This is a genomic window from Brevundimonas sp. UBA5936 (assembly GCA_002430835.1).
Lineage (GTDB): Bacteria > Pseudomonadota > Alphaproteobacteria > Caulobacterales > Caulobacteraceae > Brevundimonas.
Map to the genome: position 1 here is coordinate 1 of DJDA01000008.1, position 25,870 is coordinate 25,870.

A 25,870-nucleotide genomic window follows, 5' to 3' on the forward strand; every position below is an offset into this window, starting at 1 on the left:
CGCAACGGCTCACGCCGACTGACAGGACAAACCCCTCACCCTTTCGCGCAAGAACGACGGCTACGCCGCCGTGCGCTCAAGCCCTCTCCCGCCGGGAGAGGGATATAGTTGTCGCCATGCGCGATCTTCACCTCGGATACCTCGCGGCTTGCCTGCGGCGGCGCTTCGGGGAAGAGTGCCGCCCTTATTGTACCGAGGGGGGTCTTTCTCATGCGTCGTCTTCTGATTTCATCCGCCGCCGTCCTGGCGCTCTGCGCCGCCGCGCCCGCTGTCATGGCCGAAGGAGCCTCGCCGGCCCCTGCCGCCGCCCAGGCCCAGAGCGAGGACGCCCGGCTCAACGCCTTCTTCGAACAGGCCTTCGAGGCGCGCGTGGCGCTGAGCCCCCAGCGCATGACCTCGCTGGGCCGCAAGACCGACTATGACAAGCTGGACGACGTCTCCGACGCCGCCGCCGAACGCTCGCTGGCCCTGCAGGAAGCTCAGCTGGCCCAGATGAAGGCCCAGTTCGATCCGACCAAGCTGAGCGAGCAGAGCCGCCTGTCCTGGCGCCTGTTCGAACACGGGGTGCAGCAGGCCCGCCTGTCGAACCAGTGGCGCGACTGGGGCTTCCAGTTCGCCGCCAACGGCAACCCGACCACCAGCCTGCCGGTCTTCCTGATCAACAACCACCGCATCGGCAGCGTCTCGGACGCCGAAGCCTATGTCGCCCGCCTGAACGCCGCCGAACGCTATATGGGCCAGGTGGCCGACACCCTGACGGCGCGCGCCGGCAAGGGCGTGGTCTCGCCGCGCTTCGTCTTCGAGCCCTCGATCGACAACACCCGCGCGGTGATCGCCGGCGCGCCGTTCGACGGCGGCGCCGACAACCCGGTCTGGGCCGACTTCCAGAAGAAGATCGCCGCCCTGGACGCCGATCAGGCGACCAAGGACCGCCTGCTGGCCTCGGCCCGCGAGGCCCTGACCGGCCCCTACAAGCGCGGCTTCGACACGGTTCTGGCGGCGCTCGGCCAGGCGCAGACCCAGGCCGACAGCGACGCGGGCGTGTGGCGCCTGCCCAACGGCGAGGCTTATTACAACGCCCGCCTGCAGCTCTCGACCACCACCGACCTGACCGCCGACCAGATCCACCAGATCGGCCTGGACGAGGTCGCCCGCATCCAGCGCGACATGGAGACGATCAAGACCCAGGTCGGCTTCACCGGCTCGCTGCAGGACTTCTTCGCCTTCCTGAAGACGGATCCGCAGTTCCAGTATCCGAACACGCCGGAAGGCAAGGAAGCCTATCTGACCGACGCCCGCGCCTTCGTGGCCCAGGTCATGGCCGTGGCGCCGCAGTGGTTCTCCAACCTGCCCAAGGCCCCGCTGGAGGTCCGCGCGGTCGAGCCGTTCCGTGAGGCGACGGCCTCGATCGCCTTCTACAACTCGCCTGCGCCCGACGGCTCGCGCCCCGGCATCTACTACGTCAACCTGTCGGACATGACCCAGGTGCTGAAGCCCCAGATCGAGGGCATCAGCTATCACGAGGGCGCGCCGGGCCACCACTTCCAGATCGCCTATGCGCAGGAGATGGAGCACCTGCCCAGCTTCCGCCGCTTCGGCGGCTACGGCGCCTATTCCGAAGGCTGGGGCCTGTATTCCGAGCGCCTGGGCAAGGAGATGGGCTTCTATCAGGATCCCTATTCCGACTTCGGCCGCCTCTCGACCGAGCTGTGGCGCGCGGTGCGTCTCGTGACCGACACCGGCCTGCACGCCAAGCGCTGGAGCCGCGAGCAGGCGATGGACTACTTCCGCCACAACTCCCTGCTGTCCGAGCGCGACATCCAGAAGGAGGTCGAGCGCTACATCACCAACCCCGGCCAGGCGACCAGCTACAAGATCGGCGAGCTGAAGATCGAGGAGCTGCGCGCCAAGGCCGAGACGGCGCTGGGCGACCGCTTCGACATCAAGGACTTCCACACCGTGGTCCTGGGCTCGGGCGCCGTGCCGCTGGACGTTCTGGGCGACCTGGTCGACGCCTGGATCGCCAAGGGCGGCGGCGCGCCCAACTAAGTCTTCCTTCTCCCCTCCGGGGGAGAAGGTGGCTTGTGAAACAAGCCGGATGAGGGGGAGGCTTCAGCGCACGCGCGGCTGACGTCTCGCCTTCATCCGCCCGCCCCCTCATCCGTCATGCTGACGCATGACACCTTCTCCCCCGAGGGGAGAAGGGCTAGGAGGCTGCCCATGCCCTTTACCGCCACCGTCCTGACCATGTTCCCCGAGGCCTTTCCCGGACCGCTGGGGGTGTCGCTGATCGGCACCGCCTGGCGCGAGAAGGGGCTGTGGGACTTGCAGACGCTGGACATTCGCGCGTTTTCCGAAGATAAGCGCGGCTTCCTGGACGACACCCCTGCGGGTGGCGGTCCCGGTCAGGTGCTGAAAGCGGACGTGGTGGCCAGGGCTCTCGACAGCCTGGAAGGCCCATCCCGGCCGCTTTTGTACATGAGCGCACGCGGTCGACCCCTGACGCAGGCGCGAGTGACGGAATGGGCCAAGGCCGACGGCATCGTCGTGCTGTGCGGCCGTTTCGAGGGGGTGGACCAGCGGGTGCTCGACGCCCGGGGGTTCGAGGAGGTCTCCGTCGGGGACGCGGTGCTCGCCGGCGGCGAGGCGGCGGCCATGGTGGCGATCGAGGCGTGCGTCCGGTTGGTTCCGGGGGTTCTGGGTGCGGCGGAAAGCCTGTCCACCGAGAGCTTCGAGGACGACCTGCTTGAGCATCCGCAGTACACGCGACCGCGGACGTTCGAGGGCCACGACATCCCCGAGATCCTGTTGTCAGGCGATCACAAGAAGATCGCCAGATGGCGTCAGGAACAAAGGGAAGCGACCACGCGGGAGCGGCGCCCGGATCTCTGGGAGCGGCATCTCGCCAACTTACAGCTAAAGAGCAAATAAGCTCCGGAGAGACACTATGAACATCGTCCAGCAGCTCGCTGCCGAAGAAAAAGCCCGCCTGCTCGAAGGCAAGACCATCCCCGACTTCCAGCCCGGCGACACCCTGCGCGTCCACGTGCGCATCAAGGAAGGCGAGCGCGAACGCATCCAGGCGTTCGAAGGCGTCTGCATCGCCCGTGACGGCGGCGGCATCAACGAGACCTTCACGGTCCGCAAGATTTCCTTCGGTGAAGGCGTGGAGCGTCGCTTCCCGATCCTGTCGCCGAACGTCGACTCCATCGAAGTGAAGCGTCGCGGCGTCGTCCGTCGCGCCAAGCTGTACTACCTGCGCGACCGTCGCGGTAAGTCGGCCCGTATCGCCGAGCGTCAGACGGCCCGCAAGGTCGCTGTCCCCGCCACCGGCACGGCCGAGAAGGCTGGCGACGAGGCCTGATTTCAGGCTTCGGCTTCGCGCTGAAGATCAAAAGCCTCGGCGGAAACGCCGGGGCTTTTTTGTTGCTCACGATTGCCCCTCTCCCGGCGGGAGAGGGCTTGGGCGGTTTCTATCCCTACCCTTCATGGGGAGGGAGAAGCGTCGCCTCTTTATCCCGCCAGTCCCTGTTTCAGGGCGCTGAGCTGGCCGTGCCCCGCCCGGACCTCGTCATAGGCGCGGCGGATGGTCTCCTTAGTCGTGGCGGACAGGCCTTCATCCGCCAGCGCCCGCTCGAACCGCGCGGTCAACTGCTCCTCGCCGCTCTCGATCGTACCCAGCACCGAAGCGTCGTTGCGCAGCAGGGCGTGCTTCACGTCCATGAAGGCGCGCTGGGCCTTGGCCAGGATAGAGCCGTCCTCTTCGGGCGATCCGCCGCGTTCGCGCACCGCCGCCTTGAAGCCCTCGGCCAGGCGACGCCGCTCGGCCGCCTGCGCCTCGAACCAGGCGCGATAGGGGCCGTCCGCCGCCTCCACGGCCGCCTGATGATAGCCGTCGGCGCTGTCGACCAGCCCTTCGACCAAACCGTTGAGGGTCTTGATGTCGTGGCTATTGCCGCTCATCGGAAACCTCCGTTGCTGCTCAAGAGAGAAACCCCTGCCAGCGGCGAAGGTTTCCAGCGTCACAGCTTGGTGCGCAGAGACCACAGCTCGGGGAAGCAGCGGCGCTTCAGCGTCTCGACCAGATAGCCGACGCCGTCGGTGCCGCCCGTGCCCTGACGACGGCCGATGATGCGCTCGACCGTGACCACATGCTTGTGCCGCCACGTCAGCAGGGCGTCGTCCAGATCGACAAGCTTTTCGGCCAGTTGGTACAGCGGCCACCAGCGCTCGGTGTCGCGATAGACCTCCAGCCAGGCGGCCTCGACGCCCTCGTTCGCCTCATAGGACTGGCTGACGTCGCGGTTGAGCACGGCCTCGGGCACGGGCAGGCCCGCCTTGGCCAGCTGACGCAGGGCGTCGTCGTAGAGGCTGGGCGCCTCCAGGGCCGCCTGCAGCGCCGCATGGGCGTCAGGGCGTTCGGCGTGGAAGCGCAGGAAGCGCGGATCCTTCAGACCCAGCATGGTCTCCAGACGGCGGAACTGGTCGCTCTGGAAGCCCGAACTGGCGCCCAGGTCGCCGCGGAACTTCAGGTAGTCGGCGGGCGTCATAGTGGCCAGGATGTCCCAGCTCTGGGTCATCACCGACTGGATGCGGCTGACGCGAGCCAGGCTCTTGTAGGCGGGCACCAGATCGCTCGCGCGCACCAGCGTCTGCGCCAGCGCCACCTCGTGCAGGATCTGCTTGAGCCACAGTTCCTTGGTCTGGTGGATGATGACGAACAGCATCTCGTCATGCTGGTCGGAGCGCGGCTTCTGGGCGGACAGGATGTCGTCGAGCGCCAGATAGCCGGCGTAGGTCACGCCCTGCGGCTCGTGCTTGGCCGTCTCGATAGCGTGTCCGCGAATGTCGTTTGCTTCGGTCATACGCCAGCTATCGCCCGATCAGCCGGGCGGGGCCAGACCCTTTTTCGACGCGAGAAGCCTAGTTGGCGGCGCGGTCTTCGGCAGCGGCGTTGGCGGCCATCTGACGGCCATTGGCGAAGGCGTCGCGGGCGCCGTTATAGATGAAGCCGTAGGTCGGATAGACGGTCGTGCCCAGATCGTTGATCGGGTTGTACCAGACCTTCACCCGGCTCCAGTCGCCCGAAGACGAGACGTCGACGACAGTGACGTTTTCCTCGACCTTGCCGCGGCTGCCGCCCCAGTTGGCGTGGGTGACGCGGATCACGCGGTCGGTCAGGACGTCGGAGACGACAGCGACGTGGCCGGCGCTCATGCGGCCGTGGGGCTGGAACACCAGCACCGAGCCAGTCTCAGGCGCGTCGCCGGTGCGGAACTTGCTGACGGCCTGACGCCACCAGGTCCAGGCGTCGCCGAAGATCTGAATGCCCGAGAACATGCGCGCGAAGGTCACGCACTGCCAGTAGGGATCGCCGGCCTGGGCCGGGGTCGTGGTGAAGGCGAAAAAGCCTAGGCTTGCCGCAAGGGCGGCGGCTGTGAGCCGTTTCATCATCTGGCGTGCTCCCGACTGAACGCGGACAAGCCTTAGACGATAGGGTCAGAATGTTGAAGAACTGTTTCCGACTGTTTCCCCGGCTGATCCACAGATGATCGCCGCTTCGCCGCCCATCCACGCAGGAAACGACGGGCTGGGCGCTCGATCAGTTGATGAACAATCGCGGCCGCGACAATCAAGCCTGCGATGATCGCCAGCCACAATACGAGAGGAAGCTGCTTGTCTTCCGCCCCGGTCAGGCGCGCCGCGACATTGACCGCCAGGATCTGCCACGGGGCGCACAGCATATAGACCGCATAGCTGATCTCGCCGAGATAGACTGCGGGCGCGGAGCCCAGGACGCCCGCCTTGTTCGCCGGAATGCTGGCCAGGGCAAGGATCAGCAGGCCGCCGGACAGAACGGTGATCCCGTCCCAGCTCATCAGCGAGGCGCTGAGCGCCGTCACGACCGCCGCCGCCAGGGCCAGCAGGCCCGCGCGCAGCAGGGGCGCCCGGCGATAGACCAGGTAGAGGGCGCAACCGTAGGCGAAGCAGGGCACGATCCGCAGCGCGCCCCATTTGAACGTCGCCTCGGTCAGGCGATAGCCGGCGACGCGCTCAAACCCGACATAGAGGGCGGCAAGGAACAGCGCCGCCGCCCCCGTCGCCAGCCACGGCCGTTTCCGCAGCTTCCACGCTGCGGCGGCGAAGACGGGGAAGGTCAGATAGGCGAACCACTCGGCCGAGATCGACCAGGACGGGTGGTTCCAGCCCGCCTCGCCCGCAAAGCCCCAGGCGTGGACCATCAGCAGGTTGGGCAGCAGCGTCTTCCAGCTGAGGATGCCGGCGTCGATCGCCATGCCCGCCGCCGTCGCCGCCAACCCCAGAGCCATGACGCCGAACAGGGTGAACAGGTGCAGCGGATAGACCCGCGCGATGCGCGCCCACAGGAAGCCCTTGTAGCCGAACCGCTTCTCGCCAAACGCCTGCAGATAGACGTGGCTGAGGATGAAGCCCGACAGGACGAAGAAGAGCTCGACCCCCAAGTAGCCCTTGGCCGCCAGGGCGGGCATGCCGCCAACCGCCAGATTGGGCCACATCAGATAGACCACGACCCACAGGGCCGCGAGGAACCTGAGCGAAGTCAGGGGACGGATGTCGATCGGCGTCGCTACGGGCGTCATGGGACCATCCTGGCCTGTGAACCGACCGGGGACAGCCCGGCCGCATAACAGCGCTCAATGCAAGCCGGGCGCCAGCTTCGCCTTATTCTACGCGGCCACTCTCCCCGGCCCTCTCGATGGCGGCCGTGGCGGCGGCGCAGCCGGTCAGGGTCTCACCCCCGATCTCGACCTTGGCAGTCAGGGGATAGGTGCGGTCGCTCATGCCGTCCGAGCAGTCCGTCGCCGTCAGGGTGACGGCCAGATCCGTCCCGGCCTCGGTCTTGGCGGTCCAGCTGGCGACCGTGCCCTGCAGGCTCGGGCCGGGATTGGCGGCCTTCTGCTCGGCCCGGTCGACGCCGGAATAGGTCAGGCCGTCCGGCTTGATCTCCACCGCCCAGAAGGGCTCGGTTCCCAGAACGCGCACCGGCTGGTCCAGATCGACGCCCGCCAGGGCGCGCGGCTCGGCCTTGACGGGGGCGGACGCCTTTTCAGCGGGCTGCGAGCAGCCGGCCAGGGCCAAAGACAGAGTCAGGGACAGGGCGGCGGCGGAGAGGAGGGCGACGCGCATGGCGGTCCTTTCTGAAAATTCGCGGCCAAAGTCCCGGTTTGCCTTCTCCCCGTCAAGACAGGCGCCAAAGCTGCTCGCCTGGGTTAATGTCCCCTCATGCCGATTCGTCATGACCCCGCAGCAAACGCAGGCGCCGCCTTCACGGCCTGCGAGTTCTTCGCGGGCGGCGGACTAGCGGGATTGGGACTGACAGGCTTCCGCACCATCCTGGCCAATGACATCGACGCGGCCAAGGCGCGCGCCTTTCGCGCCAACCATCCCGAGACCTCGCTGATCCACGCCGACGTCTGGGCGGTGACGCCGGATCAGGTTCCAGGCGCGCCCGACCTGTGCTGGGCCTCGTCCCCGTGTCAGGACGTCAGCCTGGCGGGCGCGCGCGGCGGGCTGAAGGCCCAGCGCTCGGGCGCCTTCTGGGGCTTCTGGAAGCTGATGCAGGGGTTGGACGCCGAAGGCCGCGCCCCGCCCGTCATCGTGCTGGAAAACGTCGTCGGCCTGCTGACCTCAGGCGAAGGGCAGGATTTCGCCGCCGTCTGCGGGGCCATGGCCGAGGCCGGCTATACGGTCGGCGCCCTGGAGATCGACGCGGGGCTGTGGCTGCCGCAGTCGCGCCCGCGCCTGTTCATCGTCGCCATGCGGGGCGTCGAAGGGCCGCGCCTGCCCGCCCCCGCCCAGCCCTTCCATTCCTCGCGCCTGATCGCCGCCTGGGAGCGCCTGCCCGAAGCGGCGAAGGCGAACTGGGCCTGGTGGCGGCTGGCCGTGCCCCCGCGCCGCAACCTTGATCTGGCGGCCGTGCTGGAGGCTGACGTTCCCTGTTTCGACGCGGCCCAGACGCAGACCCTGCTGGCCATGCTGTCGCCGCTGCACCGGGCGCGGCTGGAGACGATCCGGGCCTCGGGCGAGCGGCGCGTCGGCGCGGCCTTCCGCCGGGTGCGAACCAAGGACGGCGAAAAGCTGCAACGGCTGGAGATGCGCTTCGACGGTCTGGCCGGATGCCTACGCACGCCGTCGGGCGGTTCATCGCGCCAGTATGTCGTCATCGTCGAGGGCGGCCGCGTCGCCATGCGTCGGCTGACCGGGCGCGAGGCCGCGCGTCTGATGGGGGTGGACGACGCCTATCGCCTGCCCGCCAGCGAAAGCGCGGCGCTGAAGCTGATGGGCGACGCCGTGGCCGTGCCGGTGGTGGACGCCCTGGCGCGCGGCCTGTTCCTGCCCGCCCTCTCCGGCCAGGCGGAAGCCGCCGCCTGAAGCTTAGTAGTAGAGGTCGTCGTCCTTGCGGTCCTCGGCGCTCTCGATGCCAGGGTCGAAGCTATTGTCGACCTGATCGTCCCAGCCGTCGCGATCAGAGCGGAAGGCCAGGGCCATCAACCCCCATGCCAGGCCGACCGTACCCAGCACGCCCAGCCCCATGGCGATCCAGCCGTGCAGGCTCATCTCGCCCCCGCCGATCAGACGCCAATAGGCCGCCAGCCCAAGCGTGCTGACGGCCGATATGGCGACGGCGAGAACCAGCGACCGCAGAAGCCGGACAAGTCGCCCGCTCCTGGAGGTCGCCTTCATGGCTCAGCTCAGCGCTGGACCCACTGGCCCTGGGCGTTCTTGTACCACTGGCCCGAGCTGATGCGCGGCAGCAGCTGGGTCTCGAACATCCGGGCGCCGGCCACTTCGGCCGAGGTGCCGGCGTCGGCGGCGCTGCGGGCGTAGGCCTGGCGACGACCGGCGTTGGTCGCGCTGATGGCGGCCTGGGTGTCGGCGTTCACCGAGGTGCGCACGCCGACGTAGCCGTCGGCTTGCTCACCGGCCGCGCCGGCGGCCTTGGCCTGATCGACCAGGGCCTTTTGCGAGGCGGTCTGAGCCACGGCGGCGCCGGCGGCGACGCCCAGAGCAGCGACAGCGGCCACGGCCACGAAGAGTTTGCGGTAAGTCATGTCAAAGCCCCCTTTCACATTCAGAACAGGTTGGGGTTTTCGCGGAGCAGGTTCTGCAGTTCCTGGTCCAGCTTGATGCGGATGTCGGCGTCGAGCTTGGCATAGATCTGCAGCGGCTCGCTGAACTTGATGTTCACCGTAGGCGCGCATGCGGCCAGGCTGACGGCGCCGAGGCCGAGCATGGCGACGATCTGACGCTTGCTGATCATGAGGCCGGTCTCCGAAGGCGGCGTTGGAAGTCACCGCCATTAAACGCAGCGGCGTGTGAATGGGTTCTGAACAAAGCGCAGCCGTGACTCAAGGCGTTTCATCCGTCGTCAGCACGGGCGTCTCCCCGCGACGCGCATATTCCAGCAGATCCGAGATGATCTGGTTGGCGTTCCAGGTCGTGTCCAGCGTCAGGTCGATCGGCGTATCCGACGGCAGATTCAGCTTCTTGGTCATGAAGTCGCGGCGGATCAGTTCCAAGAAGGTCAGGCGAAGCTGTTCGCGCTCGGGCGGATCGTGGCGGCCGTTGATGCGGAAGCGGACGCCCAGACGCCCCTGATCCAGGCTGTTGACCTCGGCGGTCAGGTCGCTGATCGCCAGATCCTGCATGGCCTGATAGGCCAGATCCTGCATGGCGTTAGGCGGGACGCCCGCCTCGCCCCCGCCGCCGGCGGCCAGGTCGTCGAACACCTGAGGCTGGATCGACAGACGGCCGGGCCGCACCCCGTTCAACACCCCGCCGACAATGCGCCAGCCGTCCTTGGGATCATAGGTGAAGGGCAGCCGCCCCGACACCACGGCGTCGAACTCGGCCTTGTCCTGAAGATTGGCGCTCTTCAGCAGTTCGTTCAGTTGCACGCCTTCGACCACGACCACCCCGCCCCAGCCCTCGCCCGGCGTCAGCGGCAGGGACAGGGGCTCGACGCTGATGCGCCCGCCTGCCGCCTGGATCTGGCCGCCGCCGATGGTCAGGGCCTTTTCGTCCAGGCCGAAGGACAGCTGAAGATCGGTCAGCGGCGTCACCGTCTGCACCCGATCGGCGGTCAGCGTCTGGTTCGGGGCGGTGATCAGCGGCGTCAGGCTGGTGAACTCCACCCGCCCCTTCAGCCCCTGGACCTTGCCCGCCGGGCTGGTGAAATCCAGCTCCGGCACCGTCAGGACGCCCGAACTGGTCGCCCCCTCGGCCGCCCAGTCGAACCGCCCCTCGAACCCGGCCGAGCCTTCGACCGGCGACTTCACATAGTCGGCCACGAGCGGGCTGAGGTCGTCCGGTTGAAGTCCATGCTCGGTAAAGGCCAGGCTGGGCGCCGAGATCACCGCTCCGCCCGCTTCAGCCTGAACGTCATGGCGCACATCGACGCGACCGATGGCGTGCTCCAGTCGGCTGAGATCAAATCCGGCGCTCCAGACGTCGCCCGCCAGCCGCGCCTCGCCCTTGGCCTGAAGCGGCAGGAAGCGGACCGGATCGGCCGTGTCCGCAACCTGGGCCTTGCTGACGCCCACCCGCATCGACAGCCCCTTGGCCGCGCCGTCGACGACCAGGTCGCCCTCGGCGTCCGTGAAGCCGACCTCGAAGACGGGCGCCGTCGCCGCCACATCGGCCAGCCGCGCCTGAGCGCGCCAGGCGCCGTTCCGGGAGGCGAACAAGGGCGCCGACGTCGGGCACACGCGGCCGGACACGGCCTCGACCGAGTTCTCGCCCAGGTCGAGCTTGTCCAGCGTTACCGGAATGCAATCGCTCGCCGTATAGGTCAGGCTCCCGCCCGCCGAGGCCAGTTCGCCCTGGGTGCTGAAAGCGATCCCGCGCGCCGGGCCGAAGTCCAGGGCCGCCTGCCCCTTCAGCTTCGCTGCGAAGCCGCCCGACGTCAGCCGCCATTCAACGCCGTCAAAGCGCGCCTCGGGCAGGCCGCCGCCGCGCATCGACGCTACGCTGAAAGCCCCGCGCGTCACTCCGTCCGCCGTCAGGGACAGGATCGGCCCCGTCGCCGCCGACAGCCTCAGCTCGCCGCCGTTGGCCGGGCGGGCGGTGATCGGCCGCAGCAGGGTCAGTTCGACCCCGGCGTTGTCGCTGACCAGCCGCACCTGGGGCGCATCCACGGCGAAGGCGCCCAGCGCCCTCTTCAACTCGGCCAGTTCCGGAAGGTCGTCGGCCAGCGGCGCGCCGAGCACCGGCGCCGAAACCCGATCGGCCCCCAGCGCGCCGGTCGCGCTGATCCGCGTGATGGAGTCCCGCACCAGGTCGAAATCCAGGCGGCCGCGCGCGCCGCTCAGCGCCACAGCGCCGGTCGCCAGCCGCTGCGCGCTCAAGGTCGCCGGACCCCGCACCTCGAAGGCGCCGCCCTTGCCGCCCGCCTCGATCGCGCTTGAGGCGACGACCGCCTGGGTCAGGCGGGCCTCGCCGAACCGGCCCGACGCCGCCGTCAGCCGCAGGGGCGAGGCCGCGCGCCACTTCATCTCCTGACCTTCCGTCCCGCCCGACGTCGACAGGGTCACGCGGCTGAGGTCCAGCGCCGCCTGGCGAACCTCCATCCCCTCGCCCTGAAGCCGGTCCGCCGTCGCCGCCGTCTTGGCCTCGCCCTTGAGGCTATAGGCGTTGAGCCAGCCTTCGACCGCCCCGGCGAATTCCATCGTCGCCACCGCCTTGCGCGCCGTCGTCCCGGCGCTCGCCAGTTCGTCCGCCGTCAACCGCGCGGTCAGCCCCACCCGACCGTCGCCGCGCCGGGTCTTCATGTCCGGGTAGGGCAGGTCGCCGCTGAGGCTCAAGGCCGCCCCCTGCCCGCCGACGCCCGACACGGCGAAGCGCTCGGCCTGGACGTTCAGCTTCACCGCCGTACGGTCGCCCACGGTCGTCACCTCGATGACGCCGGCCAGGCCGCGCGCCTCGGTCTCGCCGCTCTTGAGCGAGGCGGCGGGCATCCGCCCCGACAGCCGCATCAGCTTGCCGTCGTCGATCCGCGCGTCCGCCAGCAGACGCAGCGGGCCGTATTCGGTGTCGAGCCGCGCCTGGCCGCCTTCGACGATGACCAGGGGCGCGCGGGAATCCGGCTTGGGCGGCTTGCCTGTGAACTCCTCGACCAGGGGATCGAGGCTACCCAGCGACAGCTCGCCGTCCTTCCACGCCGCGCGCACGATCGGGCGGACCAGACGGACGCGGCTGGGCGTCACCCCCAGCCCGGCCTTCGACCACGGCAGACCCACGGCGTAGTCGACCTCGACCCGCTCGACCTTGAAATCGGGGTTCTTGGGATCGCCGATGGAGACCTTACCGACGAAGCCGTTGAGCTCCAGCCGTTCGACCTCGACGTCGGCGTCGATGCCCTTGCGGTCCAGCCAGCCGACCAGCAGCTCCCGCGCCGCCGCGCGCCGGTTCAGATAGAGGGTCGCGGCCAGCACCAGCAGAAGCGCCAGCAGGATCAGCAGCGTCCGGGCCGCCAGCCGCAGCCGCGGCCTGCCCTTTCCGGACGGCGCGCCAGAGGAATGAGCGGATCCGGCGTCGGACCCTGAGGAGGCGATGTCGTCGGTCAAGGGGTGCGGCGTTCAACTTAACAGGAAGGGCAACAACGCCACAGAATGCGCGACAACAACAGTCGTTGCAGAATGAGCACTACGGCGTGACACCTCCGCCACTACCAATCGACCTCGACTACAAGAAGGCGAAGTTTGGCGCGAGACTCACGCAGAACGCTAAATTACTGCACCTCATCGCCGCCACGTTAACCAATCGTAACATTCCATCTTCCCAAGATGGGACGTGCGGGCTATACGGCTCGCTTCGCGTTCGTCGGGCGACCGGCAAACGCGTCGAGATTCGACTGTTTTGGCGCGGAACGCGTCGCCGACTTGCCGGGGACCCATGGCTCAGTTCGATCCTCGCCGCCAGCCCGTCCGGCTCGCGCCGCACCTGCTGACGACCTGCGCCGCTGTGGGCATCGCCCTGCTGGCCGGTCGTGGATATGAACAGGTGAAGGCCGAGGAAGTTCCGGCCCTGACTGCGGCGCAGATCGAATCGCTGGAAGCCCAGGCCTACGCCGCCGCCGCTGCGCCGGCCGGCATGACCGCCCCGGAAGCCATCCCCGTCCAGATTCGCCGCGGCGAGACCTTCGAGCAGGCCGTGCGCCGCACCGGCATCGGCGCCGACGAGGCCAAGGCCGTGGCCGCCACGGTCGCCAGCGCCTTCGACCTGAACGACATGCGCGCGGGCCTGCGATTCGAAACCGCCGTGTCCAAGCCGCGCGGCGGCCTGGGCGACGCCCGCCTGATCGGCCTGACCATGCGCACCGGCCCGGCTAGCCAGCTGACCGTGTCGCGCAGCTTCGACGGCGCGCTGCGCCTGCGCTCGCTGGACGAGAAGGTCACCGAGGAAACCGTCGTCGCCAACGACAAGGTGCAACGCTCGCTGTCGGCCAGCGCCCGCGAACTGGGCGCCACCTCGGCCGTGGTGCGCCGCGCCAGCCAGCTGTTCGCCCACAAGTTCGACATGCAGCGTGACGTACGCGCGTCGGACGAGTTCACCCTGGTCTTCGACCGCATGGTCACGGAATCGGGCCGCACGGTGGAGACCGGCGAACTGCTCTACGCCGAGTTGAAGGGCCACGCCTTCTACCGCTTCCAGCCCGCCGGCTCGAAGACGGCCCAGTATTTCGACGCCACGGGCAAGAACACGCGCACCGCCATGATGCGCACCCCGCTGCAGAACTTCCGCCGCGTCAGCTCCAACTTCGGCGTCCGCACCCACCCCATCTCGGGCTATCGCAAGATGCACCAGGGGATGGACTTCGCCGCCGCCACCGGCACGCCGGTCGTAGCGCCGTCCGACGGCGTGGTGGTCGAGGCCCGTCGTTGGGGCGGTTACGGCAACTGGCTGCGCATCCGCCACGCGAACGGCCTGGAAAGCGGCTACGGCCACCTGTCGCGCTTCGCCTCGGGCATGCGCGCCGGTCAGCGCGTGACCCAGGGCCAGGTCGTGGCCTACGTCGGTTCGACCGGCGCCTCCACCGGCCCGCACCTGCACTATGAAATCTGGCGCAACGGCCAGCGGATCAATCCGGCCGGCATCAAGACCCAGGAAGGCACCGTCCTGGCGGGCGCCGATCTGGCCGCCTTCCGCGCCGAGAAGGCCCGCATCGACCGCGTCATCGCCGCCGGCGGCCAGCGCCGTCCGGCCGCCGTGCAGCAAGCCGCCAACGGCCTGCGTCCCGCCGAGGGCTGACCCCCAAGCGCTGACCTCAGCCGACCAGTTGCGGAACTCCGCCCTGGTTCGGACAGCGCACGCCATGCACCCAGACGTCGGCCTCGCCTAGCCGGACGCCGAGCAGTTCCAGCAGCGGCTGAACCACGCCGTCCAGCACCGGCCCCAGCGGCGTCAGAACGGCCGCCAGCAGTTGAGTGACCAGGTGCAGCGGTATGCCCAGGGCCGTCAGCTTGGCGTCCCGCAGCAGCGTCACCAGCAGGCCGTTCACAAAGCCCTTGGCCTGCACGCTCTTGGGCTGCGTCGAGCCGATCTCGGCTCCGGTGAAGCGCAGTTCGCTCCACTCCAGGTCCGCAACCTGGATGTCGGCGCTGCCCTCGATGGTGATGAGCAGCAGCGACACCAGCCTGGCCGGGCTGACCTTGAGCTCGGACTTGAAGTCGCGCAGGCGCTTCTCGTCGATCTCGCCCAGGCGCACGCGAGCCACGCCCGGCCGCGCCTCGATCAGCACGCGCGGCGCGCCCTGACACTGCACCGCCTTCAGCCGCGCCTCGGCGCTGGCGGCCTCGATCAGGATGGGAACCTTGACCTGCGCCAGCAGGCCGACCAGCGGGACTTTGTCCAACGCCGTCGCCTTCAGATAGAGGCGTGTCTGCACCGTGCGGATGATGGGCTCGCCGGTGCTGGTCACGGTCAGCCAGGGCGCGCGATTGGGCCGCTCGCCGATGGCCAGCATGACGTCGAGATCCGCCAATCCCGTGCGAGCGCCCACGTCCAGGGCCAGCTGGCGCTCCTGATTGGCGGTCTGCAGCGTCGCCATCAACAGGTCCATCGCCGAGACCTCTGCGTCCAGCCCGCGCCGCAAGCCCTCGCGCGCGTCCGCCTCGACCCCGATCAGCTCATCCAGCCTCACCGTCGCGGTCGCCGGCAAGCGGGTCAGCTTGCCCAGCACGCTCTGCGCGCCGGAACCGGCCACGGCCTCCAACGCCTTCAGCACCTGGCCGGTCTGGGCCTCATGCGCCAGCAGGGCGTCATAGTCGCCCGCCGTGACGCCCAGCTCCGCCGCCAGGGCGTCCGAGAATTGCAGAAGATTGACCCGCGCGTCGGCCAGGGCGCGATAATCCATGACCGTCAGCGACACATTGCTTCCCAACAGGCCGGACAGGAGGGCGTTGGCCAGCCCCCCGTCCAGGCTCGCCAGTCGCGAGCCGATGGAAAAGATGGCGCTGGGCTGGCCGCCCGGCAGGGCCGCCGTCGCCGACTTGGACACCGCCACGCTGTCACGCCCCATGATCCAGCGGCCGAAATAGAGCGGCGCCGGCGCGCTCAGGATCACGCGGGCGGCGTTGGGCTGGGCCCCGCCAAGCGTAAAGCGTTCCGTCGGCTTCAGGCGACGATCCGGAGCATAGCCCCCCACCTGAACCTGCACCGCCGTCAAATCCGCCAGATTGGCGTGAGCGATGGTTGTCGCCGCAGCCTGGGTCTGGGCCAGGGGCTGCGACAGGGTCTGGGCGGCGGCCAGGGCCGACAGGTCCGCTGCGCCCTGCACCTCGCGCCCCTTCAGCATCATGGAGCCCACGTCGACGGCGAGCGCCGCTGAAACACAGATCAGGGCGCCGAACACAGCGGCCATGACGGCCACCCCGCCCCGGTCATCGCCCAGACGTCGGAGCCCACGCATCTCAGCTCTCCTCGATGCGGATCACGGCGGCGCGGCGAATGATACGAGGCGGCGGCACGGTCAGGGGAGCCAGGGCCATCAACGGATGGCCGCCCGCATTATAGGCGACCTCCACCCGGACGCGCCCTGGCTCGGCGCGCACCTCGACAACGGCGTCGCCGGCTTCAAGACCCATATCCTTGAGGTGCGAGGCGACCACCTCGCGCGCCAGGCGCTCCCGCTCGGCCGCGTCCAGCCCGGCGATCGCTGCGCGCGCGCCCTCGGACACGACCGCCTGGACGGAATGGGCCATCCAGAACCACCCGCCGTAGACGATCATCCCCACCAGCAGCAGGATGAACACCGGCCCGACAATGGCGAACTCCACCGCCGCCACGCCTTCGCGCCTTCTGTCCTGGATACGCGCCTTGCTTCGCATCATCGCACCTCATGACGCGAGGATCATCACATTCACAACTTAAAGGAGAATGAAGGCGCGTGATGAACGGGTGCGACGCCCGAGAATGCTCAGCCCACGTCGGGACGCGCGTCAGGTTGCAGAGGCGGACCGTTACGTCTTCTGGCGAGACTGCCGACGATGAGGGATCCGATCACGCCGATGCTCCAGACGTAATAGGCCGAAATATAGGCCCACTGCTCCAACCGCAGATTGGAGACGAAGGCGTAGTGTGTGGCCAGCACCAGGAATTGAAACCCCGCCGCCGCGACCAACCAGCGACGGCCGTTGCTGACGACGCCATACAGGATAAGCAGGAAGACGCCCGCGTCCGCACCGATCGCAAACCAGGGCGGCGAGCGATGGTCGAACGGCGCGACGGCGGAGATGACGCCCCCGACGATGATGGCGAACGCGACGGCGCGTTCCCAAGACCCGCCGCGAATAATCGCAAGTCCCGTCGCAACGATCAGCAGGATGATGGTGAACAGAAAGATGGGTGACATGACGAACCATGCCACCCTCGAGCGATTCAGCCCACCCGTTCAATAAGCGAGAGGCGGACGTTGCGGGGCACCGGCTGGTCCTGCTTGTCCAGGCCGACCAGTTGCACGCCGCGGAAGCGCGTCGTCTCCTTCACATCGGCGAGGGCCTCGTGAAGTTCGACCATCGCGGCCTGCGCAGCGACCTGAGCCGCCATCGCCCTGGCCAGGGCGTCAAAGGCCGGCTGGCCGACGGTGGCCGACAGGCCCGCGTCTTTTCGCCCGCGGGTCAGGGCCTGGGCGAGGCCGCCGAGACGTTCGATCGATTGATCCTGGCCGTCTTCGGCTCGTTTCAGCGCGCGTTGAATGCGCGAGGCGATCAGAATCGCCTGCTCGGTTCTCTTCATCAGTTCAGTGTCTTCCGGTGTTGTAGCCGGCGAACCGTCAGGAGCCGTACCGCAGCTTCTGCAGCACGAAGGCGAACTGTTCGGCGCCGGCTGCGGCTGTCAGGATCCACGCGGCTGCGGCGGCGACGCCGAAGACGATGAGGATGCTTCCCAGACGCCCGAGTCCGACTGGGTCGGCGCGAAGTTCACGTCCAACATGGCCGCTGCGATATAGGCCAGTTCCTTCATCACGCCGGTCGGCGTCAGGAACGGCGCCTGCTTGCGGGCCCCCTCCATGAGATGAGGCAGCATCCGGCGTTTGGCGGCGCTCGTCGCCATCTTCATGAAGAGGGCTTCGGCTTCGCCCCAACGCAGGGTGGGGATGGGATCGTTGCTCGACAACATAGGGCGTCCTTTCGGCCCCCTCAGTCGATGCGATCAGCCCCTCACTCGGTATTGGGAACGAGCCCGATTGGGAACCGGCCCCAACGCCTTCGCGGGCCGCGAGGGCCAGCGCGGCGGCGATGCGGTTCTCGACCTGCAGCTTTCTGGTCGCGTTCTCGCAATGTCGATCCACCGTGCCCGGACGAATGCCCAGCTCCCGCGCGATCTGCTTCGAGTTGAAGTGCGCATGGACCAGCCGGAGGCACTGGCGCTCTCGCTCGGTCAGCAACGCTACGGATTCGGTCACGCCTTCCACCTGCGACGTTCGTTCGACGATGAAGTGTCGCCCGCCGCCCTGAGCGACACAAGCCAGCATGACCATCGCGTACGACGCCGCCGAGGCCGTACTCTTGAAAAGCGCTTCATTGGCGAGGGGACGCCGCAGCGATCCGCCACGCACCTGAGATATTCGACCATCATGGGAAGACGTGGCGCACCCGACAGGATTCGAACCTGTGACCTCTGCCTTCGGAGGGCAGCACTCTATCCAGCTGAGCTACGGGTGCGTGCGCGGCGCGAGGGCCGGACGGCGGTGCTTACAGCATGGGCCGGATCGCCTCAATCCCTGAATCTCGGCGCGACGTCCCTTCTTGGCGCATGGCGCGCGACAGCCTAGCGTGCCGGTTGAAGAGAGGGAGCATCATGCGCGTCACCACCATCGCCGCCCTGGCGGGCGCCGCCGTCCTGCTGGCCGCCTGCGCCGCGTCGCCGAAGCCGACGGCCGACAGCCTGGACGCCGTGGCGCGCGACTATGTCGCCCTGACGCTGGAAATCGGCGAGCGCGAGCCGGGCTATGTCGACGCCTATTACGGCCCCGCCGAATGGGCCCAGGCGGCCAAGGTCAATCCGCGCGCCCTGCCCCAGTTGGCCGAAGGCGCGGCCGCCCTGACCCGACGCCTTGAAGCCCTGCCCGAATGGGGACTGGACGACCAGAGCCGCCAGCGCCGCGCCTATCTGCTGGCCCATGTCTCGGCGGCCTCGGCGCGGCTGCGGATGCTGCAGGGCGAGAAGCTGGGGTTCGCTGACGAGGCCGAGGCTCTGTTCGGGGTGCGGCCGGAGTTGCGGCCGCTGGCGTCCTATGATCCGGTTCTGGCGCGCATCGACGCCCTGGTTCCCGGCGAAGGGCCGTTGGCCGAGCGGGTCGCCGCCTTCCGCGCCCGCTACGTCATCCCCAAGGACCGGCTGGATACGGTGATGCGCGCGGCCATCGCCGAGTGCAAGGCGCGCACCGAGCGCCATATGGCCCTGCCCGCCGGCGAGACCTTCACGCTGGAGTTCGTCAACGACAAGCCCTGGTCCGGCTACAACTGGTTCAAGGGCGGCGCCTTCAGCCTGATCCAGGTGAACACCGACCTGCCCATCTACATCGACCGGGCGGTCGATCTGGGCTGCCACGAAGGCTATCCCGGCCACCACGTCTACAACGCCCTGCTGGAACAGACCTTCGTCAAGGACAAGGGCTGGGTCGAGATGAGCGTCTACCCCCTGTTCAGCCCCATGTCCTTCATCGCCGAGGGCAGCGCCAACTACGGCATCGACCTGGCCTTCCCCGGTCATGAGCGCACCGAGTTCGAGGCGCGCGTCCTCTATCCGCTGGCGGGGCTGGACCCGGCGACCGCCGAGACGCAGACCCAGCTTCTGGCCCTGACGCGCGAGCTGGCGCGGGCGGAATATACGGTGGCCGACGACTATCTGGCCGGGCGGATCGACCGCGAGACGGCTCTGGACCAGCTGCAGAAATACAACCTCGTCGCGCGCGACCGGGCGGCGCAGCGGCTGAGCTTCATCGAGACCTATCGCTCCTATGTCATCAACTACGGCCTGGGCCGCGACATGGTGCAGGCCTGGGTCGAGCGGCAGGGGCCGGACCACTGGACGACGACGGAACGGCTGCTGGCCAGCCAGACGCTGCCGGTCGATCTGGACTGAGGCGGTCGCAACCCCGGCGGGCCAGAGGCGTTAACGCCAAGGTTCAAATCTCAGAGGGGCTTTCACCCATGCGTATTCGTATCCTGACCATCGCCGCCGCCTCGGTCCTGGCGCTCGGCGCCGCCGCCTGCACCCAGGCCGAGCAGAACAAGGCCGAAGCCAACGCCGAAGCCGCCGGCGACAAGGCCGCCGACGTCGCCGCCCAGACGGGCGAAGTCGTCGAGTCCGGCGCCATGAAGGCCGCCCAGGCGGTCGAGGAAGGCGCGGGCAAGGTCGCCGACAAGCTGGAAGACAAACAGGCTCAGGCCGCCGCCGAGGGTCGCCCCGGCGCCGTCGATCCGGCCACGGACACCCGCGTCCCGGCCAAGAACTAGGACATCAACCTGACGCCCTCCCTTCTCCTGCAGGAGGGAGGGCCTTCGTCGGCTTACGCCTCCGCCAGCAGGTGATCGACCAGGGCCTTGGCCTCGGCGCTGGCCCAATCGGCCTCGCCGGTCAGGACGGCGCGCACCCGGCCCTGACGATCCAGCAGAATGGTCTGGGGCATGGCGCCCTTGCCCGGAAACTCGAAGGCCAGCTGGAATTTCGGGTCGATGTAGAATTCCAGCGGGGCGTTCTCGGCGATGAAGGCCCGCGCCTCGCCCGCCGTCTTCTCGACATCCATGCTGACGGTGACGACGGCGAAATCCTCGCGCGCCTTGTAGTGGTCGGCCAGGGCCGCCAGGGTCGGCATCTCGATCTTGCACGGCGCGCACCAGGTGGCCCACAGGTTCACCACCGTCACCTTGCCCGCGAAGTCGGCCAGGCGGACGTCGCCGCCGTCGGCGTCCTTGAACACATAGCCGGACACCGCCTGAAAGGCGTCTTGAGAGGCGGGCGTCTGAAGCGCCGCCAGCGATCCCTTGGCGAAGGCCGCCAACTGCGGGTCGACAGTCTCGGCCGCGGCGGGCGCGGACTCTTTGCCTCCGCCCTTCTGATTGACGTATAGCAGCGCCGCGCCCACGCCGATCACGCCGATCACCGCGAACGTCGCCACGCCCGCCCAAGTCCGCCCAGAGCCGCTCATGTCCGATACGCCTTCCAAACCACAGCAAGATGTCCCCGCTCAGGGGCAGTCTCTATGGGGCGGACGCTTCAGCGCCAAGCCCGCCGACATCATGCAGGCCATCAACGTCTCCATCGGCGTCGACAAACGCCTGTGGGCGCAGGATCTGGCCGGATCGCGGGCCCATTGTCGCATGCTGGCCCAGCAGGGCATCATCCAGCCGGCCGACGCCGAGGCCATCCTGGGCGGTCTGGACGTCATCGAGGGCGAAATCCGGGACGGCTCCTTCCCCTTCCGCGACGCCTATGAAGACATCCACATGAACGTCGAGGCCCGCCTGTCGGAGCTGATCGGCGAGCCGTCGGGGCGTCTGCACACGGCGCGCAGCCGCAACGATCAGGTGGCGACGGACTTCCGCCTGTGGGTGCGCGACGCCTGCGACCGCACCGTGGCGCAGCTGAAGGATCTGCAAGGCGCGCTGCTGGACCGGGCGGAACAGCACGCGGGCGACCTGATGCCGGGCTTCACCCATTTGCAGACGGCCCAGCCGGTGACCTTCGGCCACCACCTGATGGCCTATGTCGAGATGTTCGGCCGCGACGCCGGGCGCTTCGCCGACGCCCGCGCCCGCATGAACGAGAACCCGCTGGGCGCCGCCGCCCTGGCCGGGTCGCCCTTCCCCATCGATCGCCACATGACGGCCAAGGCGCTGGGCTTCGACCGCCCGATGGCCAACAGCCTCGACGCCGTGTCCGACCGCGACTTCGCGCTGGAAAGCCTGGCCGCCGCCTCGATCGCGGCGGGCCACCTGTCGCGACTGGCCGAAGAGATCGTGGTGTGGATGACGCCGATGTTCGGTTTCGCCACCCTGCCCGACGACCTGACCACCGGCTCGTCCATCATGCCGCAGAAGCGCAACCCCGACGCGGCCGAGCTGGTGCGCGCCAAGACGGGCCGCATCAACGGCGCCCTGATCGCCCTGACCACGGTGATGAAGGGCCTGCCGCTGGCCTATTCCAAGGATATGCAGGAGGACAAGCCGCCGGTGTTCGAGGCCTTCGACGCGCTCGACCTGGCGCTGACGGCCATGACCGCCATGGTCGCCGTGATCCGCCCCAACACCGAAAGGATGGCCGCCGCCGCCGGCGCGGGCTTCTCGACCGCTACCGACCTGGCCGACTGGCTGGTGCGCGAGCTGAACCTGCCCTTCCGCCAGGCGCACCACGTCACCGGCGCCGCCGTGAAGCGGGCCGAGGCCCTGGGTCTGGGGCTGGGCGAATTGCCGCTGACGGAATTGCAGGCCCTGGATGGCCGGATCACCGAAGGCGTGTATGAAGTGCTGACGCCCGAAGCCTCCTGCGCCAGCCGCCAGAGCTTCGGCGGCACGGCGCCGGAACAGGTCCGCGCGCGCATCGCCGACTGGAGAAGCCGCCTGTGAAAAAGACCCTGATCCTGGCGGGCGCCGCCGCCCTTCTGCTCTCGGCTTGCGGCCGCATGGCCGACCTCGAACCGCCGCAAGGCGCCACGCCGAAGAAGCAGACCGAGCGCGCCATCCGCGACCGCTCGGCCGAGCACCTGCCGGAACCGGCGATGCAGAACCTGCCGCCGCGCCAGATGCCCATCGACAACGGCACGTCCGACCCGTTCGGCAAGCCGCCGCAGGTGAACTGAGCCTTCGCTCCGACCTTCTGACTGGACTCCCCGCCGGTGCACCATTTCGATCTCAAGGACGGCGTCCTGCACGCCGAGGGCGTCTCGCTGGAGGCGCTGGCGGAGACGGTCGGCACCCCGACCTACGTCTATTCCTCGGCCACGCTGCGCCGTCACTACGGCCTGCTGCGCGAGGCGTGCGACGCGCATAAGGACGTGCTGGGCGACGCCCTGATCGCCTTCGCGGTCAAGGCCAACTCCAACCTGTCGGTGCTGGCGACCCTGGCGAAACTCGGCTGCGGCGCCGACACCGTGTCCGAGGGCGAGATCCGCCGGGCCCTGGCCGCGGGCGTTCCGAGCGAGCGCATCATCTTCTCCGGCGTGGGCAAGACCGACGCCGAACTGGCCTTCGCCATCGATGTCGGCGTGCGCCAGATCAACGTCGAGTCCTCGGCCGAACTGGACCGGCTGATCGCCGTCGCGGCCGCCAGGGGCGCCGCCCCCGCCATCGCCATCCGCGTGAACCCAAAGATCGGCGCGGGCGGCCACGCCAAGATCACCACCGGCGGCGCGGGCGACAAGTTCGGCGTGCCGGTCGAGGAGGCGATGGCCCTCTACGCCCGCGCATCAAACTCGCCTCACGTCACGCCCGTGGGCCTGGCCTGCCACATCGGCAGCCAGATCACCGACCTGGCTCCGCTGGAGGCCGCCTTCCGGGTGCTGCGCCAGATGACGCAAGAGCTGCGCGCCCAGGGACACGGCGTCACCCGCCTCGATCTCGGCGGCGGCCTGGGCGTGCCCTACTACGGCGAGACGGCGACGCCGTCCCCGGCCGACTATGCAGCCATGGCCGCGCGCGTGCTGGACGGGCTGAATGTCGAGGCCGCCTTCGAGCCCGGCCGCCTGATGGCTGCCAACGCCGGCGTGCTGCTCAGCCGCGTCATCCAGGTCAACGAGCGGACGGACGGCCGCCGCTTCCTGGTGCTGGACGCGGCGATGAACGATCTGATGCGCCCGGCCCTTTACGACGCCTTCCACGACCTGAAGCCGGTGCGGCCGACGGCGGGCGAAGCCCTGCCCCACGACGTGGTCGGGCCGGTCTGCGAGACCGGCGACACCTTCGCGCGCGATCGCGACCTGCCGCCGCTGAAGGCAGGCGACCTGGTGGTCTTCATGAGCGCCGGGGCCTATGGCGCGGTGATGAGCGGCGAATACAACACCCGCCCCCTGGCCGCCGAGGTTCTGGTCGACGGCGACCGCTACGCCGTCATCCGCCCACGCCCGACCTATGACGAAATGTTCGCCCGCGAACCGATGGCGGACTGGCTCGCATAGCGAGTAGCGAGTTCCGCGACGGCTAACGCCGACTGACGGGACAAGCCCCTCACCCTTTCGCGCAAGAACGATCGCTGACGCTCTCGTGCGCTCAAGCCCTCTCCCGCCGGGAGAGGGGTCAGAGGCGGCCGGCGAAACCTCGCCACTTGCCTCAGTCCAGCGCGCAAATGTCCGGCAGGCCGCGCATGCCGCCCGCGTGGTCCAGGCCGTAGCCGACCAGGAAGCGGTTCGGCGCCTCCCAGCCGACGAAGTCGGGCTCGGGCGCGCGGGGCTTGGGCCAGGGCTTGCGGGCGAAGACGCAGGTCAGCACCTCGGCCGCGCCCGCCTCCTTGGTGATCCGCACCGCCTCGGCCAGCGACAGGCCGGTGTCGAACACGTCATCCAGAATCAGCACCTTCCGCCCGTCGAGCGAGCGCTGATAGGGGGCGCGGACCTCGATCCGGCCCCGGCTGGTCTGTTCGTCGCCGTAGGAGGCCAGCCACAGGGCGTCGAAGCGGACGTTGCGGCCCTCGCGCGCCAGGGCGCGGGTCAGGTCGGCGGCGAACCACAGCCCGCCGGTCAGCAGGACGGCGGCCACCGTCTCGTCGTCGACATGGGGGGCGATGCGGCGCGCCAGATCGGCCACGACGGCCTCGATCTCGGCCTGGGACAGAAGAACCGTGGGGGCGGGGGTCGCTCGAGTGTCAGCCATGCCCCCGCCGATACCGCCTGGACGGGGGCGGAGTCGAGAGGCGAAGCGGCTGGACCAAGGTCGAGGCCGCTCAGCGGCGCAGGCCGCCGTCTTCCCGCACGGCGCTGTCGGCCGAGGTCTTTGCGCGCGGCGCGGGGAGCGACTTGGAGGACGCCTTGGCGGCAGGCCTGGGCGCGTCCTCAAGCAGATAGTCGACGCTCAATCCCGCCACCCGCCCCTGAGGATCGGGAATGACCACGGCGAAGCCCTGCACCTGGCCCGGCAGGATGGGCGGCCCGTCCAGCCGCAGGACGCGGCGCGTCACCGTCGCGCCCTTGGCGTCCTTGAGGACGACGACCAGCGGCGGCGGAACGACTTCGATGTCGCGAATGTTGCGCAGCGCGCCCGACACCAGGGTGCGGCCGGGATCATGCGGCGTGGTGCGGCCCCGCAGCGCCTCGACCTCCAGCCCGACGGTGTTCACGTCCAGACCCAGCCACTTGTAGACCCCCGCCGCCGGGGGGAAGGCGCGGGCGATCTCCTCGCGTATCCGCTTGCGGTCTTCCGGGTGGCAGAGCCGTTCGAACAGCGGCATGTCTACCGGGTCCTGTTCACCGATACCGAGCATGGCCCGGCAGCGCTGGTCCCAGATCAGCGCGCCACTCTGTGGTTCGTAGTCCCACATGCCCAGGCGTGCCGCATCGATGGCCAGGCGCGCGCGCACCTCGACCTCGCGCAGCGCCTGCTCGGCCTGCAGACGGCGACGCCGTTCGTTGACTTCGGCCAGCGCGCGTTCCACCGCCTTGGGCAGAAAGCCAAGGTTCTGTTTGAGGACATAGTCGACGGCGCCGGAGCGCATCATGTTGACCGCGTGCTCCTCACCGAACACGCCGGAGAGGAAGATGAAGGGGGTCTGTGGCGCCAGCCGACGCGCTTCCTGCAAGGCCTGGCTGCCGGAGAAGCCTGGCAGGATGAAGTCCGCCAGGATCAGACCGAAGGCGCGTAGCTGCAGCGCTCTCACCACGCCGGCCTGGCTGTAGCCTAGCTCGGTGTGCAGGGTGTAGCCACTGCGCTCCAGCGCCAGCTGGGCGAGTTCGGCGTCGTTCGGGCTGTCCTCGATGAACAGGACGCTGATGTTCTTTGACGCTGGCATATCCATCCTGTCGAGGAAGCAGGAATCATCGAAACGGCCCGCCAGGCGCGGGCCGGCAATGCTCGTTCAGTTCTTTTCGTCTTTGTTGCGCGCGCGCTTGAGTCGCAGCGAACCGGGTGGTGGCTCGTTGAGCACGGCCCAGAAGATGCCGAGGTCGGAGATTGCGGCGACAAAATCTTTGAATTCGACCGGTTTGACGACGTAAGCGTTCACCCCGAGCTCGTAGGCTTTCATCAGGCAGGGTTCTCCCCGCGACGATGTCAGCATGACCACTGGAATGCTACGCAGCTCGGCGGTCTCGCGTACGGTCTTGAGCACTTCCAGACCGGCTACCTTGGGCAGCTTCAGGTCCAGTAGCAGCACTGCCGGATGGCCATCGGCGCGACCGGCG

At 68.7% G+C, this 25,870-nt stretch carries 28 protein-coding genes and 1 tRNA gene; 10 read left to right on the top strand and 19 right to left on the bottom strand.

Annotated elements, in window-relative coordinates:
• The first annotated feature begins 210 nt into the window (after positions 1–210).
• The 3 genes from B2Y21_RS00625 to rplS all read left to right on the top strand — a co-directional run bounded on the left by B2Y21_RS00625 (position 211) and on the right by rplS (position 3,364).
• Positions 211–2,049 (top strand): DUF885 domain-containing protein, encoded by a 1,839-nt coding sequence (locus B2Y21_RS00625; protein WP_292055956.1) that lies wholly within the window; start codon positions 211–213, stop codon positions 2,047–2,049.
• Between the two features lie 171 nt (positions 2,050–2,220).
• Positions 2,221–2,931 carry a tRNA (guanosine(37)-N1)-methyltransferase TrmD gene (gene trmD / locus B2Y21_RS00630; RefSeq protein ID WP_292055958.1) on the top strand — a complete coding sequence of 237 codons (711 nt, stop codon included), beginning with the start codon at positions 2,221–2,223 and terminating at the stop codon, positions 2,929–2,931.
• A 16-nt stretch (positions 2,932–2,947) separates the two neighbouring features.
• A complete protein-coding gene (gene rplS, locus B2Y21_RS00635; protein ID WP_292055961.1) occupies positions 2,948–3,364 on the top strand; it encodes a 50S ribosomal protein L19 in 417 nt (138 codons plus the stop codon).
• 149 nt (positions 3,365–3,513) lie between these two features.
• On the opposite strand, the gene B2Y21_RS00640 is transcribed toward rplS, so the two are convergent.
• From B2Y21_RS00640 to B2Y21_RS00660, 5 genes are all read right to left on the bottom strand, one after another.
• Positions 3,514–3,963, bottom strand: coding sequence for a PA2169 family four-helix-bundle protein (locus B2Y21_RS00640; RefSeq protein ID WP_292055963.1), 450 nt, complete (start codon positions 3,961–3,963; stop codon positions 3,514–3,516).
• A 59-nt stretch (positions 3,964–4,022) separates the two neighbouring features.
• Positions 4,023–4,865: a tryptophan 2,3-dioxygenase gene (locus B2Y21_RS00645; RefSeq protein ID WP_292055965.1), complete on the bottom strand. Its 843-nt coding sequence runs from the start codon at positions 4,863–4,865 to the stop codon at positions 4,023–4,025.
• Positions 4,866–4,923: 58 nt separating this feature from the next.
• Positions 4,924–5,454 (bottom strand): CHAP domain-containing protein, encoded by a 531-nt coding sequence (locus B2Y21_RS00650; protein WP_292055968.1) that lies wholly within the window; start codon positions 5,452–5,454, stop codon positions 4,924–4,926.
• A gap of 32 nt (positions 5,455–5,486) precedes the next feature.
• Positions 5,487–6,620: an acyltransferase family protein gene (locus tag B2Y21_RS00655; protein ID WP_292055970.1), complete on the bottom strand. Its 1,134-nt coding sequence runs from the start codon at positions 6,618–6,620 to the stop codon at positions 5,487–5,489.
• 82 nt (positions 6,621–6,702) lie between these two features.
• Entirely contained in the window at positions 6,703–7,167 is a 465-nt protein-coding gene (locus B2Y21_RS00660) for a COG3650 family protein (protein ID WP_292055972.1), read from the bottom strand.
• Between the two features lie 96 nt (positions 7,168–7,263).
• Here B2Y21_RS00660 and B2Y21_RS00665 point away from each other — a divergent pair, with 96 nt between their 5' ends.
• Positions 7,264–8,412 (top strand): DNA cytosine methyltransferase, encoded by a 1,149-nt coding sequence (locus B2Y21_RS00665; RefSeq protein WP_292055974.1) that lies wholly within the window; start codon positions 7,264–7,266, stop codon positions 8,410–8,412.
• Positions 8,413–8,415: 3 nt separating this feature from the next.
• Here B2Y21_RS00665 and B2Y21_RS00670 read toward each other — a convergent pair whose 3' ends face one another.
• The 4 genes from B2Y21_RS00670 to B2Y21_RS00685 all read right to left on the bottom strand — a co-directional run bounded on the left by B2Y21_RS00670 (position 8,416) and on the right by B2Y21_RS00685 (position 12,605).
• A complete protein-coding gene (locus B2Y21_RS00670; RefSeq protein ID WP_200166405.1) occupies positions 8,416–8,724 on the bottom strand; it encodes a hypothetical protein in 309 nt (102 codons plus the stop codon).
• Positions 8,725–8,732: 8 nt separating this feature from the next.
• Positions 8,733–9,092 (bottom strand): YdbL family protein, encoded by a 360-nt coding sequence (locus B2Y21_RS00675; protein ID WP_125900424.1) that lies wholly within the window; start codon positions 9,090–9,092, stop codon positions 8,733–8,735.
• A 20-nt stretch (positions 9,093–9,112) separates the two neighbouring features.
• Positions 9,113–9,301: a YnbE family lipoprotein gene (locus B2Y21_RS00680; RefSeq protein WP_040346241.1), complete on the bottom strand. Its 189-nt coding sequence runs from the start codon at positions 9,299–9,301 to the stop codon at positions 9,113–9,115.
• 88 nt (positions 9,302–9,389) lie between these two features.
• Positions 9,390–12,605, bottom strand: coding sequence for an intermembrane phospholipid transport protein YdbH family protein (locus tag B2Y21_RS00685; protein ID WP_292055984.1), 3,216 nt, complete (start codon positions 12,603–12,605; stop codon positions 9,390–9,392).
• Positions 12,606–12,933: 328 nt separating this feature from the next.
• Here B2Y21_RS00685 and B2Y21_RS00690 point away from each other — a divergent pair, with 328 nt between their 5' ends.
• A complete protein-coding gene (locus B2Y21_RS00690) occupies positions 12,934–14,289 on the top strand; it encodes a M23 family metallopeptidase (RefSeq protein WP_292055986.1) in 1,356 nt (451 codons plus the stop codon).
• 16 nt (positions 14,290–14,305) lie between these two features.
• On the opposite strand, the gene B2Y21_RS00695 is transcribed toward B2Y21_RS00690, so the two are convergent.
• The 6 genes from B2Y21_RS00695 to B2Y21_RS00720 all read right to left on the bottom strand — a co-directional run bounded on the left by B2Y21_RS00695 (position 14,306) and on the right by B2Y21_RS00720 (position 18,203).
• Entirely contained in the window at positions 14,306–15,949 is a 1,644-nt protein-coding gene (locus tag B2Y21_RS00695; RefSeq protein WP_292055988.1) for a TadG family pilus assembly protein, read from the bottom strand.
• A 1-nt stretch (position 15,950) separates the two neighbouring features.
• A complete protein-coding gene (locus tag B2Y21_RS00700) occupies positions 15,951–16,370 on the bottom strand; it encodes a TadE/TadG family type IV pilus assembly protein (RefSeq protein WP_292055989.1) in 420 nt (139 codons plus the stop codon).
• 86 nt (positions 16,371–16,456) lie between these two features.
• Positions 16,457–16,891, bottom strand: coding sequence for a hypothetical protein (locus B2Y21_RS00705; RefSeq protein WP_292055991.1), 435 nt, complete (start codon positions 16,889–16,891; stop codon positions 16,457–16,459).
• A 26-nt stretch (positions 16,892–16,917) separates the two neighbouring features.
• On the bottom strand, positions 16,918–17,274 hold the full coding sequence (locus B2Y21_RS00710) for a hypothetical protein (protein ID WP_087140527.1): 357 nt from the start codon (positions 17,272–17,274) through the stop codon (positions 16,918–16,920).
• 37 nt (positions 17,275–17,311) lie between these two features.
• The gene (locus B2Y21_RS00715) at positions 17,312–18,097 is read right to left on the bottom strand and encodes a LuxR C-terminal-related transcriptional regulator (RefSeq protein ID WP_292055994.1); all 786 of its coding nucleotides are present in this window, start codon (positions 18,095–18,097) and stop codon (positions 17,312–17,314) included.
• Positions 18,098–18,126: 29 nt separating this feature from the next.
• A tRNA-Arg gene (locus tag B2Y21_RS00720) sits at positions 18,127–18,203 on the bottom strand.
• Positions 18,204–18,339: 136 nt separating this feature from the next.
• Between B2Y21_RS00720 and B2Y21_RS00725 the strand changes: the two genes are divergently transcribed.
• Positions 18,340–19,626, top strand: a complete 1,287-nt coding sequence (locus tag B2Y21_RS00725) for a hypothetical protein (protein ID WP_292055996.1) — start codon at positions 18,340–18,342, stop codon at positions 19,624–19,626.
• Between the two features lie 68 nt (positions 19,627–19,694).
• On the top strand, positions 19,695–20,000 hold the full coding sequence (locus B2Y21_RS00730) for a hypothetical protein (RefSeq protein ID WP_292055998.1): 306 nt from the start codon (positions 19,695–19,697) through the stop codon (positions 19,998–20,000).
• Between the two features lie 53 nt (positions 20,001–20,053).
• On the opposite strand, the gene B2Y21_RS00735 is transcribed toward B2Y21_RS00730, so the two are convergent.
• Complete coding sequence (locus B2Y21_RS00735; protein ID WP_292056000.1) at positions 20,054–20,692, bottom strand: TlpA family protein disulfide reductase; 639 nt, start codon at positions 20,690–20,692, stop codon at positions 20,054–20,056.
• Between B2Y21_RS00735 and argH the strand changes: the two genes are divergently transcribed.
• Genes argH through lysA form a run of 3 tightly spaced genes read left to right on the top strand, consistent with a single transcriptional unit; the run spans position 20,691 to position 23,656 of the window.
• A complete protein-coding gene (gene argH / locus B2Y21_RS00740; protein ID WP_046652370.1) occupies positions 20,691–22,109 on the top strand; it encodes an argininosuccinate lyase in 1,419 nt (472 codons plus the stop codon). The genes B2Y21_RS00735 and argH overlap by 2 nt on opposite strands.
• On the top strand, positions 22,106–22,342 hold the full coding sequence (lptM, locus tag B2Y21_RS00745) for an LPS translocon maturation chaperone LptM (protein ID WP_292056003.1): 237 nt from the start codon (positions 22,106–22,108) through the stop codon (positions 22,340–22,342). Before argH ends, lptM begins: the two co-directional genes overlap by 4 nt.
• Before the next feature lie 36 nt (positions 22,343–22,378).
• Positions 22,379–23,656, top strand: a complete 1,278-nt coding sequence (lysA, locus tag B2Y21_RS00750; RefSeq protein WP_292056006.1) for a diaminopimelate decarboxylase — start codon at positions 22,379–22,381, stop codon at positions 23,654–23,656.
• 151 nt (positions 23,657–23,807) lie between these two features.
• Here the strand turns inward: lysA and B2Y21_RS00755 are convergent, their stop codons facing one another.
• From B2Y21_RS00755 to B2Y21_RS00765, 3 genes are all read right to left on the bottom strand, one after another.
• Positions 23,808–24,347: a phosphoribosyltransferase gene (locus B2Y21_RS00755; protein WP_292056008.1), complete on the bottom strand. Its 540-nt coding sequence runs from the start codon at positions 24,345–24,347 to the stop codon at positions 23,808–23,810.
• Between the two features lie 70 nt (positions 24,348–24,417).
• Positions 24,418–25,479: a response regulator gene (locus B2Y21_RS00760; RefSeq protein ID WP_292056009.1), complete on the bottom strand. Its 1,062-nt coding sequence runs from the start codon at positions 25,477–25,479 to the stop codon at positions 24,418–24,420.
• Between the two features lie 66 nt (positions 25,480–25,545).
• Positions 25,546–25,870, bottom strand: a 325-nt coding sequence (locus tag B2Y21_RS00765; protein ID WP_292056011.1) for a response regulator, incomplete at its 5' end; no start/stop codon positions are given.